Annotated in this window: 11 protein-coding genes; 7 read left to right on the top strand and 4 right to left on the bottom strand. The window is 44.7% G+C overall.

Translation table 11 applies throughout. The annotated features are described in order from the left end of the window. On the top strand, positions 1-191 hold a 191-nt coding region (locus WAK81_RS04300; RefSeq protein WP_422195822.1), incomplete at its 5' end, for an HU family DNA-binding protein. Between the two features lie 103 nt (positions 192-294). On the opposite strand, the gene WAK81_RS04305 is transcribed toward WAK81_RS04300, so the two are convergent. From WAK81_RS04305 to trxA, 3 genes are all read right to left on the bottom strand, one after another. Beyond that, a complete protein-coding gene (locus WAK81_RS04305; protein ID WP_422195823.1) occupies positions 295-582 on the bottom strand; it encodes a hypothetical protein in 288 nt (95 codons plus the stop codon). A gap of 401 nt (positions 583-983) precedes the next feature. Then, a complete protein-coding gene (gene rho / locus WAK81_RS04310) occupies positions 984-2252 on the bottom strand; it encodes a transcription termination factor Rho (protein ID WP_422195824.1) in 1269 nt (422 codons plus the stop codon). Between the two features lie 322 nt (positions 2253-2574). Beyond that, complete coding sequence (trxA, locus tag WAK81_RS04315; protein WP_422195825.1) at positions 2575-2901, bottom strand: thioredoxin; 327 nt, start codon at positions 2899-2901, stop codon at positions 2575-2577. A 260-nt stretch (positions 2902-3161) separates the two neighbouring features. On the opposite strand from trxA, the gene ppx reads away from it, so the two are divergent. The 5 genes from ppx to WAK81_RS04340 are packed head-to-tail and all read left to right on the top strand — an operon-like array spanning position 3162 to position 8281. Beyond that, positions 3162-4682: an exopolyphosphatase gene (gene ppx, locus WAK81_RS04320; protein ID WP_004278264.1), complete on the top strand. Its 1521-nt coding sequence runs from the start codon at positions 3162-3164 to the stop codon at positions 4680-4682. 30 nt (positions 4683-4712) lie between these two features. Beyond that, positions 4713-5537 (top strand): acetyl-CoA carboxylase carboxyltransferase subunit alpha, encoded by an 825-nt coding sequence (locus tag WAK81_RS04325; protein ID WP_422195826.1) that lies wholly within the window; start codon positions 4713-4715, stop codon positions 5535-5537. Then, positions 5474-6850: a tRNA lysidine(34) synthetase TilS gene (tilS, locus tag WAK81_RS04330; protein ID WP_422195827.1), complete on the top strand. Its 1377-nt coding sequence runs from the start codon at positions 5474-5476 to the stop codon at positions 6848-6850. Before WAK81_RS04325 ends, tilS begins: the two co-directional genes overlap by 64 nt. A 2-nt stretch (positions 6851-6852) precedes the next feature. Beyond that, positions 6853-7692 carry a pyrroline-5-carboxylate reductase gene (gene proC, locus WAK81_RS04335; protein ID WP_004278260.1) on the top strand — a complete coding sequence of 280 codons (840 nt, stop codon included), beginning with the start codon at positions 6853-6855 and terminating at the stop codon, positions 7690-7692. A 19-nt stretch (positions 7693-7711) separates the two neighbouring features. Next, on the top strand, positions 7712-8281 hold the full coding sequence (locus WAK81_RS04340; RefSeq protein WP_004278259.1) for a YggT family protein: 570 nt from the start codon (positions 7712-7714) through the stop codon (positions 8279-8281). Between the two features lie 340 nt (positions 8282-8621). Here WAK81_RS04340 and polA read toward each other — a convergent pair whose 3' ends face one another. Then, positions 8622-11384: a DNA polymerase I gene (polA, locus tag WAK81_RS04345; protein WP_422195828.1), complete on the bottom strand. Its 2763-nt coding sequence runs from the start codon at positions 11382-11384 to the stop codon at positions 8622-8624. A gap of 161 nt (positions 11385-11545) precedes the next feature. On the opposite strand from polA, the gene WAK81_RS04350 reads away from it, so the two are divergent. Next, a partial coding sequence (locus tag WAK81_RS04350; protein WP_422195829.1) for a DUF2339 domain-containing protein occupies positions 11546-12240 on the top strand: 695 nt, incomplete at its 3' end.

Consider the following 12240-nt stretch of genomic DNA (forward strand, 5'->3'; position numbering starts at 1 on the left):
GCCAGGCGCTCATCTCAGGCGAGCAAGTAAAACTTTCGGGTTTTGGTAATTTCGAGTTGCGTGACAAGCGTCAACGTCCAGGCCGTAACCCGAAAACGGGTGAAGAGATTCCGATTTCTGCACGCCGCGTGGTCACCTTCCGTGCCGGACAGAAGTTCCGTCAACGTGTGGGAAATGAGCAGGTCAACTGATCTGCTTTTTTAAAAACTGGGATCTAATATTTTTAATTTTCAGTTTTTAAAATAAAAAAGAGAGCCAAAGGCTCTCTTTTTTTGTACTGAATAATCTAAAAGATTATTGAGCAGCAGCTTCAGAAGCAGCGGTAGCGTCAGCAGCAGCATCAGTAGCAACTGCAGCAGCAGCGTCAGCTTCAGCAACAGCAGCAACTTCAGAAGCAGCAACTTCAGAAGTAGCTTCTACAGCAGCAGCATCAGCAGCAGCATCAGCTTCAGAAGCAGCTTCTACAGCTTCAGATGCAGCTTGGTTAGCGTCAGTAGCAGCGTCGTCAGCTTTTTTAGCACAACCAACGAAAGCTAGAGTAGTAGCAACTGCAGCAGCAATAGCGATTTTTTTGAATAACATGGCATCACTCTCTAAAAATTGAGATTAAAAAAAACCAAAGTTAGTCTGTTAAGTGCTTTTATTGTTCCTAATTGTGTTAGGGACTAACAACGCAGGAGCAGTCTAACTGGTCTGCAAATATGCTATCACTGCGCATTTTTAATTGCTACTGGCAATGATCAAAAAAGTACGGAAAAACGATAAAAAATAAGAAGTTTTTAACAGAAAATAACAATGGAATGAAAGATTTAGATTGGAGAAAGGCTTGTTAAACACTTAAAAGTTATACAATTTTTAATCTGAATATTTTATTAATCAAAAACTTAAAAATAAGTTTACATAAATAAGGCTTGATTGTTTCATTCTGTAATTTATGTCAACCTAAAAAAGGCCACCGCTTAGGTGACCTTTCATTTGAAATTTTAATTTGAAGCTTTGCGTTTCATCTGATCAAAGAAATCATCATTGGTTTTGGTTTCTTTCATACGATCCAGTAAGAATTCCATTGCCGCCAATTCGTCTTGAGTATGCAGCAGCTTACGTAGAATCCAGACTTTACGCAGATTGTCTTCCGACATCAGGCGTTCTTCACGACGAGTACCAGATTTCTTGATGTTCATCGCAGGGAATACGCGTTTTTCAGCAATGCGACGATCAAGGGTAATTTCTTGGTTACCTGTACCTTTGAATTCTTCGTAAATCACTTCATCCATTTTACTACCAGTTTCAATCAGGGCAGTAGAAATGATGGTCAGTGAACCACCTTCTTCGATATTACGTGCAGCACCGAAGAAACGTTTAGGACGTTCTAAGGCATGCGCATCTACACCACCAGTCAATACTTTGCCTGATGAAGGAATCACGGTGTTATAGGCACGCGCCAAACGGGTAATCGAGTCAAGCAAAATCACCACATCTTTCTTGTGTTCAACCAGACGTTTTGCTTTTTCAATCACCATTTCAGCGACTTGAACGTGACGTGCAGGAGATTCATCAAAGGTAGAAGCCACGACTTCACCACGAACCGTACGCTCCATCTCAGTCACTTCCTCTGGACGTTCATCAATTAGGAGAACGATCAGAATAACTTCAGGATTATTGCGAACGATGGACTGTGCAATGCTTTGCAGCAGCATGGTTTTACCCGCTTTCGGCGGAGCCACAATAATTGAACGCTGGCCTTTACCAATCGGGGCCACTAGGTCGATCACACGGGTGGTTAAATCTTCAGTGGTACCATTGCCTAACTCCATTATCAACTGTTCAGTCGGGAATAAAGGCGTCAAGTTTTCAAACAGAATCTTGTTACGTGAATTTTCAGGTGTATCGTAGTTAATTTGATTGACTTTAAGTAAAGCAAAATAACGTTCGCCTTCTTTCGGCGGGCGAATGGTGCCAGTAATGGTGTCGCCAGTACGGAGGTTAAAACGACGAATTTGAGAAGGGCTGACATAGATATCGTCAGGACCTGCTAAATAAGAACCTGCGGCTGAGCGTAAAAAGCCAAAACCATCTGACAAAATTTCTAGAACGCCATCACCAAAAATCTCTTCGCCATTCATTGCATGACGTTTTAAGATGGCAAAAATAATGTCTTGCTTACGGTTACGAGCCATACCTTCGAGGCCCATAAACTCGGCAATCTTGATGAGTTCGCCAATCGGTTTTTTCTTGAGTTCGGTTAAATTCATAGGTGGTCAGATAGAATCAAAGTTCTGAGGTACAGGTTGGAAAGGGAGTAACATTCGGCCGCATACCAGCATTCAAACGAAAGCAATTGAATTTGCAAAAGAACAATTCAGAGATCTGTTTGAGTGTTTCAAAGAAAAATGTGAAAAACAATTTCTATTGCCGAGCGGCATCTTATGTAATGTGTCTTGTAAGAAATTGACAGGATTTAGGATCCTTTATCTCTTGAGTAGCGAATATAAGAGAAAATGCAAGGTTTGTCAATTTATAGCCGAAAAAAATACGCGAGCATGAGTCGCGTATTTTTTACTAAAAATGCTGTGCTTAGATATTTTCATCAATAAATGCAGTCAGTTTAGATTTTGGTGCAGCACCGACTTGACTCGCAACAACTTCACCATTTTTGAACATCAACAAAGCCGGGATGTTACGGATGTTGAAATTCACAGCAGTTTGTTCGCAAGAAGTTACGTCAACTTTCACGATTTTAACTTTGCCTTGGTATTCATCAGCAAGCACTTCAAGTACGGGTGCAATTGCTTTACATGGTGCACACCAGCCTGCCCAAAAGTCCACCAGTACAGGAACGTCTGATTGAAGAACGTCTGCTTCGAAGTTTGCGTCAGTAGTGTTTACGATGTTGCCAGACATGGAATGTGCTCCAGATTAATATTTTAAAGATAACTAATTATTAGTATTACATAGCCATCTTTAACAATGTAGGGGAATCTGTAAATTTTCAATGCTTAATGTTATTTTGTCTAATGGATGATCACGATAGTGATGATCGTGTCTCACTATTATTCCCGATACAAAAAAGAATAAGGCATTAAATTGTCGCTACAAATGGCTTTTAAATTGCATGCATGTGAATTACTCTAAGCACAATTCGTTAAAGGTTTATTTCTGGAATGTCTGACTTTTTGATTGATGAAGAATTACTTGCCGCCATCGATATGGGATCAAATAGCTTTCATTTGGCCATCGCCCGTGTAGATCATGGCGAAGTGAAGAAAGTGGCATCAATGTCAGAAAAAGTTCAGCTTGCTGCAGGACTAGATGAAAATAAGAATTTAACCGAAGCTGCCCAGCAACGCGGTTTGGCCTGTCTGGCCCGTTTTGTCGGACGTTTAGGTGCAGTTCAGCCGAACCGATTACGGATCGTGGCGACCAATGCGTTGCGTCAAGCCAAAAATGGCCATGAATTTATCCAGAAAGCTGCAGAAATTTTACCGAAACCCATCGAAATTATTGCTGGCCGTGAAGAAGCCCGTCTGATTTATCTGGGTGTATCGCATACCATGGCCAACAGCGGTCGCCGCCTGGTGGTTGATATCGGTGGCGGTTCAACTGAGCTGATTATCGGTGAAGAATTCGAGCCGATTCACACTGAATCGGTACAAATGGGCTGCGTAGCCTTTACCAAGGCCTATTTTCAGGATGGTGAAATCAGTGCCAAAGCTTTTGATAAAGCAGTTACTGCGGCACGTAAAGAAATTTCCGGAATTGCCAATACTTATAAAGAAGCCGGTTGGGATGCTGTCGTCGGCTCGAGTGGTACCATTAAAGCCTGCCGCCAGATTTGCGTCAATATGGGCTGGAGCAATGATCGCGAACAGTTGACGCGTGAAGGCCTGGAAAAGCTCAAAGATAAACTGCTTAAATATAAATATGTCTCGGACATGGAATTCGAAGGTCTGAAAGATGATCGTCGTGCCGTTTTACCCGCCGGCATTGCCATTCTTTATGCAGTCTTTGATGTATTGGGAATTGATCATTTAGTATATTCCGATGGTGCGCTACGTGAAGGCGTGATGTATGACTTGCTTGGCCGTTTCAAGCATGAGGATATCCGTGATCGTTCCGTACATGCTCTCATTGGCCGTTATAATGCCGATGCCAAGCAGGCAGAACGTGTGGTTCAGACCGCACAGAAACTGTTTAATGACGTGGCCAGTGAACTCGGTTTGAGTGTTGAAGATAGTGACCTGTTACGTCGTGCTGCCTATCTGCATGAGATTGGTTTGGCCATCAGTCACAGTGGCTATCATCGTCATGGCGCGTATTTATTACAACACTCGGATATTGCCGGTTTCTCGCAAGTTGATCAAAATCATTTGTCACATTTGGTCGCGCACCATCGGCGTAAATTGCGCGCTGATGCCAAGATTGATGTGATGAAAGTCGGTGGATCTAAACTTTTATGGTTATGTTTGCTGCTTCGTCTGTCGGTTTTGGTCAATCACAGTCGTAGCGATGAGATGCTTCCTGCCATTGAACTCAAGGTTGAAAATGCGCAACAATGGCAACTCAGCGTGTCTGGTGATGCCAAACAGTGGCCATTGCTGGTCGCTGAACTGCACGATGAACAGCAGCAATTTAAAAATTGGGAGATTGAACTCTCGATTCAATCCGAACAGTTTGTTAATTAATACCTTTATAGGGATGAAAACGGTTAACCTATGAAAAATAAAGCAACTCCATCAAAAGCATGGGCGACAGTGCAGATTGCACGTCATCCAGAACGTCCACAATTCCTGGACTATGTGGGTGAAATATTCACTGAATTTGATGCTTTGCATGGTGACCGCCTATATGGTGATGATGGCGCGATGATTGGTGGTCTGGCTCGTTTTGATGGTCAACCGGTGATGATTGTCGGTCAGCATCGTGGTCGTAGTACCCGTGAAAAATTACAGCATAATTTCGGCATGAGTAACCCGGAAGGTTATCGTAAGGCACAGCGTCTGCTAGACATGGCAGAGCGTTTTAACCTGCCAGTCTTCACTTTTATTGATACCATGGGTGCTTATCCGGGTGTCGGTGCAGAAGAACGTGGTCAGGCTGAAGCGATTGCCACCAGTCTGGCTCAGCTTTCCAACTTGAAAGTACCGGTAATTGCAACTGTACTGGGTGAAGGTGGTTCAGGTGGCGCACTTGGTATTGGTGTGGCAGACCGTGTGGTGATGCTCTCTCACAGTATTTATTCGGTGATTTCACCGGAAGGCTGTGCCTCAATTCTCTGGAAAACTGCTGAAAAAGCAGAGCAGGCAAGTGAAGCTTTGGCTCTGACTGCAGAAAAATTGCAGAAAATGGGTATTGTAGAATATGTGGTGGATGAAGGTGAGGGTGCTCATTTAAATCAGGATCAGGTCATGAACAGCTTGAAAGCAGTGCTGAAAGAAGCTTTGAATGAACTGCAACCAATGGAAGCGCAAGCACGATGCGAAGCACGTTACCAACGTTTAATGAAGTTTGGCAGCGACAATTTAGGTCTGGTTTCTTAAAACAGCTGCAGGACTTTCCTGCAGAGACAAAATTTCTCATCGGATGCAGTGGTGGCGTAGATTCTATGCTGTTGCTGCATCTGATGTTTTTTTTATGCCCGGAAAAAGTTCGGGCGATTTATGTCGATCACCAATTACAAGTAGTCAGTGCGGATTGGGGGGAGTTCGTAGCGGATCAATGTCAGCAACTGAATATTCCCTGCATCATCCAGCCAGTTCATGTCGCCAGTGGTAACCTGGAACAGCAAGCGCGCAATTCACGTTATCAGGCCTATCTGCAACATTTGCAAGCGGATGAAATGTTGGTGTTAGCGCATCATCAGCAGGATCAGGCGGAAACCTTGATGCTGCGTTTATTGTCTGGCGCCGGTGTTGATGGTTTAGCGGCAATGAAACAGGTGGATATACGTGAAAATTTCACGATTTGGCGGCCACTGCTGGATATTTCCCGTGAGCAGATTTGCCAATGGGCATCAGATCTGAATATTGAGAATATTGAAGATCCGACCAATGATGATACCCATTATGACCGCGCCTGGGCACGCCAGACCCTGTGGCCGATATTAAGCCAACGTTATCCTAAAATGCAAGCCGCCTTGGTGCGAACCAGTGAGTTAATGCAGGATGCCCAAGATATTTTGCAGAACGTACTGCAACAGGATTTAGCATCTTGTGGGACTGAAACGCAGCTCGATCTTGGTAAATTTCTACAGCTTTCCAAATCACGACAACGTCAATTACTCTCTGCCTGGATGAAAGGCGCGGGACAGTATCGTCCATCTTTAGCGATGGTAGAGCGTTTACAATGCGAAGTCATTCATGCCAAGCAAGATGCTCAGGCGGCATTGCATTGGCAAGGCTTTTACTATGTACGCTATCAGCAGCAATTATATCGTTTGACCGCAGAGACTTATTTGGCCGAGCAGCAACAGGTTCAAACTAGCCCGAAAACTATAAAATTCGCTTTAAAAGACAGCGTGCAGGTTTTGTCAGGGAAATTTACCATTGCGCCTGCACAGCTAGGTTTATCTCATGCATTATTGCAGCAACCTTTGCATTTGCAGCACAGGCAGGGTGGCGAAAAAATTCATTTATATGGCCGTGTCGGTACCTGGCCGCTGAAAAAAGCCATTCAGGAAGCGCAAATATTTCCCTGGGCTCGGCATACTATTCAAATATTAAGCACAGATAATGTTATGCTAGGCGTGTTTACCCCTAAAGGATTTTGGTTGGCCCAATCTGCATATTGTGAAGCAGGCGGATGGCTGCCGATTTCGGTTTCTTCAACTTTAGAACTCAACGACGAGCATTGAACATGAGTGCAGCTTTAAATTGTAATATCTGTTTTATTGGTGGCGGTAATATGGCCCAAGCCTTAATTGGCGGTCTGATTTCACGTGGTTTGCCAGCAACACGTATTACAGTTTCTGATCCGGTCGAAAAAGTCCGTGCTTTATTGGCGGAAAAAGAAATTAATGTGACCGGGGATAATAGTGCTGCAATTCAGGATGCAGATATCGTTGTGCTGGCGGTAAAACCTCAGGTTTTGGCTCAAGTACTGCAACCATTGAAAGGTTTGGTTAATAATAAGCTGATTATTTCCATTGTTGCCGGTGCAGAAATTGCCACATTGTCAGCATTGTTGGGGACAGAGCGTATTGTCCGGGTCATGCCGAACACGCCAGCATTGGTACAGACCGGTGCACATGGTTTATATGCTAATGCATCTGTAGAAACGAGTGATCGTGAGCTAGCAAGTCAGGTTCTGGCGTCGACCGGGCTGACCATTTGGGTCGAATCAGAAGCACAAATTGATGCAGTCACTGCAGTCTCGGGTTCGGGTCCGGCTTACTTTTTCTATATGATGGAAAGTATGATTCGTGCGGGTAAAAATTTAGGTTTGGATGAAAAGGTTGCAACTGCACTCACCTTGCAGACGGCTTTAGGGGCGGCGCAGATGGCGATTACCAGCTCGAATACGCCGGCTGAGTTACGTAAAAATGTGACTTCTCCGAATGGAACCACACAGGCCGCACTTGAAGTCTTTGATCGCGCCCAGATTTCTCAAAATATTCAGGCGGCACTTGCCGCTGCACAAAAACGCAGTCAAGAACTGGCACAAGAGCTCAGTGAAAGCAGCAAATCTTCAGTTTAATTTTTAGGAACGTTCAAGTATGGGTGCAAATTCTGCGCTAATTTTTGGCATTATCATTAACGTCGCGATTTTGCTCGTATTCTTCCGATTTTTAATGCAACTGGCAGCGGTCAGTCCTTACAATCCTGTGGTTCTTTCTACTGTGAAAGCCACTAAAATTGTAGATGTATTTGGTCGAATTTTCCCAACCTTGGCCAAAGGCCGAGTTAGTACTGCTGCTTTGGCATTATTGGTCGTGCTCTATCTGCTTAAAATTTTTGGCATGATGTATCTGTCAGGTGGGATGCCGAATGGGCCTGTCCATCTGATTATTCTGACTTTTGTCACCATGATGCAGGATTTGATCCGTTTCTGTCGTTACTTGATTTTTGCTACGATTATCTTAAGTTGGGTGGTGATGTTTACTCAGTCTCGTTCGCCTTATATTGAAGTAGTGCAAGAGCTGGCTGAGCCTTTACTGGCACCATTCCGCCGGATTATGCCAAATATGGGGATGATAGATCTTTCTCCAATCTTCGCTATTTTAACCCTGATCATTATTGAAATGATTATGAACCAAGTGGCGATTGTACTGCTCACTGGTCTTTAATCGGATTCAAATAAAAAAGGACGCTAAGGCGTCCTTTTTTTATTGTCTTAATCGTAGAAGTTCCTCTCCCTTTGGGATGAGAAGCATTGTTTCGCAAGAGGAGAGGGGAATATAAAAAATATACTGACCTCTCCCTAGCCCTCTCCTGGAAGGAGAGGGAACATATATACTCTTACCCAGTAATGTTGCTGATTTCCTAAAAATAGAAAAATATGCGTTCAAAACTTGATAGCAGAAAAGATTTTAATATCGCTCCCTCTCCCTTGGGGGGAGATATATAAATTAAAATCACCTCCATCCCAACCTTGCTCCTATAAGGAGGAAGGTGCTTAAAGGCATATTAATGCGCCTCATCCCAGTTTTTGCCTTTACCCACTTCTACCACCAATGGTACAGAAATCTGCAATACCGATTGCATCACTTCAGCCAGTTTAGGTGCCAGTTCATCGGCAATGTTTTCATCGACTTCAAATACCAGTTCATCGTGAACTTGCAGCAGCATTTTGGCCTGATCTTTTGGCAACATCTTATCGACTTCAATCATCGCTATTTTAATGATATCTGCAGCCGAACCTTGTAGTGGGGCATTAATCGCAGCACGTTCTGCCGCTTTACGCACCATCATATTACGGGCATCAATATCTGGGGTATATAAACGGCGTCCGAGCAAGGTTTCAACAAAACCTTGCTCTAATGCCACCTGACGGGTACGTTGCATATAGTCATAAATGCCCGGATAACGATGGAAATACTGCTTGATATAATCCTGTGATTCTTGACGGGTAAAACCTAACTGTCGGATCAGACCAAACTCGGACATGCCGTAAAGTAGGCCGAAGTTGACGGCCTTGGCCTGACGGCGCTGGTCATTGGTCACTTCTTCCAAAGGAATGCCTAGAACCTCCGCTGCGGTACGGCGGTGTACATCCTGACCATGAATAAATGCATCCAGCAGGGCTTCATCCTGAGATAGATGAGCCATGAGACGCAGTTCAATTTGTGAGTAATCGGCTGCCAGCAAGACACGACCTTCCGGTGCCACAAACGCCTTGCGGATTTGACGGCCAATTTCGGCACGAATCGGAATGTTCTGCAGGTTTGGATCAGTCGACGATAAACGGCCAGTTGCAGTCAATGCCTGATGGTAACTGGTATGCACACGGTGGGTATCAGGATTGGCCTGTTTGCATAGGCCATCGGTATAGGTGCTTTTCAGCTTGGACAAACCACGATATTCCAGAATCAGCTGGGCAATCGGATGTTCAATTTTTTCCAGTACACTTTCACTGGTACTGTATTGTCCGGTGGTGGTTTTTTTGCCGCCTTTTAGACCTAACTTTTCAAACAGGACTTCACCGACCTGTTTCGGTGAACTCACATTAAAGCTTTCCCCTGCAATTTCCATAATCTGGTTTTCCAGATCTTGCATGGTGTTGGAAAACTCCCCCCCAAGCTGATCCAGAAAAGCCAGATCCAGTTCGATGCCGTTTTCTTCCATTTGCGTCAGTACACGTGCGACCGGAACTTCAATATTATGCAGAATATTGACCAGTTCAGGATGTGCCTGTAATTTCCCGCTCAAGACTTCATAAAGACGATAGGTAACATGTGCATCTTCTGCAGCATAATGCGCTGCAGTTTCAAGTGGAATCTGGTTAAAGGTCTTCTGTTTGGCACCTTTACCAGCCACCTGTTCATAAGTCGTGGTCAGATGACTCAAATACAGACGGGCCACATCATCCATGCCATGACGGGTCGCGACAGAATTCAGGACATAGGAAGCCAGCATGGTATCGAAATACCAGCCTGCCAGATGAATGCCATGATTTTCTAGGACATGTGCATCATATTTCAGATGATGACCAATTTTCTTTACAGACTCATCTTCCAGAATTGGTTTGATCTGCGCCAGAATTACTTCACGATTCAGCTGCTCCGGTGCGCCTTCATAATCATGTGCCAAGGGAACATAGTAAGCATCCTGCGCATCGAAGGCGACCGAGAAACCGACAATCTGTGCAATACGATAATCCAGACTGGTGGTTTCGGTATCAAAGGCAAAACGTTTTTCGGTACTTAAGCGCTCAAACAGTGTGTCCCAATCTTGTTGGCTTAATACCGTGTGATAGGTGGCTTGTCCTAACTGGTCATCACTGCTGGTCACAGACGCATGGTCTTCCAGAGGTTCGGGTGCTGCAACCGCTTTGGCGTTAATAGATTTTGCCGCCTGCTGGTAATTTGAATTATTCGGGTTATTCGGGTGATCTAAGGACTGCAGCTGGTTACGGAATTCCAGCTCGGTGTACAAATGACGTAAGGTCTCGACATTCGGCTCCCCCAGTTTTAAATCGTCATAACCAAAGTTAAGATCCAGATCGATGACAATACTAGCCAGTTGATGGTCCAGTGCAATGCCATCGACATGTTCTTTAATATTTTGACCGACTTTGCCTTTGATCTTGTCGACATTTTCTAAAATGCCGCCAATCGAGCCGTATTCGTTAAGCAGTTTTGCTGCAGTTTTGGCACCCACACCTGGTACACCCATAATGCCATCAGAAGCATCACCCATCAGGGTCAGATAGTCAATAATCTGATTCGGCCAGACGCCAAACTTTTCAAACACGCCGTCGATATCTAGCGGTTTTTCTTTAAAGCTGTCTTCCAGGGTGACTTTTTCGGTCACCAATTGCGCCATATCTTTATCGCCCGTAGAGATCAGTACCTGATGTCCCATCGCTTCAGCACGTTTGGCCAGTGTTCCGATAATGTCATCGGCTTCGGCACCCGGTAAGGTATGCAGGGGAATGCCCAAAGCGCGGATCAATGCATGCAGATAAGGAATCTGTTCGGATAATTCCGTTGGCATGCTGGGACGGTCACCTTTATAAATCGGTGAAAGCTCATGCCGGAAGGTCGGTTCTGGGGTATCGAAAATTACCGCCATATGGGTCGGTTGGGTCCGGCGCATCAGTTTTTGAATAGCAGAAATCGCACCACGAATTGCATTGGTATGTAAACCGGTTGACGTGGTTAATGGTGGCAGTGCGTGAAAGGCACGAAATAAAAAGTAAGAGCCATCGACCAAGACAAATGGTGGCATGTAATCAATTCCTTATTCAAAATACAGCGCTATTGTACGTGATTTTTACCGCGCTCGCTGAGGCGAGTCTGAGTTTACAGCTTAGCGAATATCAGCCGAAGATGAAATAAGCAGCACAAGCTGTTGTATGATGGAATGATTCAGGAAAGAGAAATATAAGAATGGCTGTAGGACGGAATGAGTTACGCATGATCTGGCTGATTACTCTGCTGATTGCCGGGATCAGCGCCTGGTATCTGGGTTATCAGATTGTGACTTATCTGTGTGGTTTGGGGTTTATCTTTAGCGTGATGCAATATGTCACTGCGGTAGAAGCACCGCTGAATCAATTGGCCGGACAGCGGCAAATGTCCTTGGAGCATAACTCTAAAGTTCCTTTATATATTTCTTCAATTACTGCCATTGTTGGTGGACTGGCTGAACTGGATTGGCTGATGGGCATCGGGATTACGGCATGGGTATTCTTTTTGCTCAGGTGGCTGCAACGTCTGGAAGGGCGTTTGATACAGCTGCAATCACAATCCCATTCTGCCAATCCCTTACAGCGATCACCGGATCGATCCGATTCTGTTCCATTCGTGAAAACTGAGTCTGCCCAAGAGGTAAACGACTCTCCTCATCTGGTAGATCAACTGCAGCGCTGGCTTTTCCAGGGGAATCCAGTCTTAAAAGTCGCGATTAGTATTTTGGTGATTGGGATTATTTTACTGCTGCGTTTTGCCACTGAGCACTGGCAACTCAGTCTGGCTGCAAAATTGGGCCTGGTTGCACTGGCAAGTGGGTGTATAGCAGGTCTGGGTTATCGCCTGGTGCAGAAAAATCGGAGTTTTGCTCTGGCACTGGAAGGACTGGGTTT

Source organism: Acinetobacter sp. (genome assembly GCF_049284435.1).
GTDB lineage: Bacteria > Pseudomonadota > Gammaproteobacteria > Pseudomonadales > Moraxellaceae > Acinetobacter.

Excerpts from the sequence above, each read along its gene's own strand:
- WAK81_RS04305 (WP_422195823.1), bottom strand. The coding sequence starts at position 582 with ATGTTATTCAAAAAAATCGCTATTGCTGCTGCAGTTGCTACTACTCTA.
- rho (WP_422195824.1), bottom strand. The coding sequence starts at position 2,252 with ATGAATTTAACCGAACTCAAGAAAAAACCGATTGGCGAACTCATCAAG.
- trxA (WP_422195825.1), bottom strand. The coding sequence starts at position 2,901 with ATGTCTGGCAACATCGTAAACACTACTGACGCAAACTTCGAAGCAGAC.
- ppx (WP_004278264.1), top strand. The coding sequence starts at position 3,162 with ATGTCTGACTTTTTGATTGATGAAGAATTACTTGCCGCCATCGATATG.
- WAK81_RS04325 (WP_422195826.1), top strand. The coding sequence starts at position 4,713 with ATGAAAAATAAAGCAACTCCATCAAAAGCATGGGCGACAGTGCAGATT.
- tilS (WP_422195827.1), top strand. The coding sequence starts at position 5,474 with ATGCGAAGCACGTTACCAACGTTTAATGAAGTTTGGCAGCGACAATTT.
- proC (WP_004278260.1), top strand. The coding sequence starts at position 6,853 with ATGAGTGCAGCTTTAAATTGTAATATCTGTTTTATTGGTGGCGGTAAT.
- WAK81_RS04340 (WP_004278259.1), top strand. The coding sequence starts at position 7,712 with ATGGGTGCAAATTCTGCGCTAATTTTTGGCATTATCATTAACGTCGCG.
- polA (WP_422195828.1), bottom strand. The coding sequence starts at position 11,384 with ATGCCACCATTTGTCTTGGTCGATGGCTCTTACTTTTTATTTCGTGCC.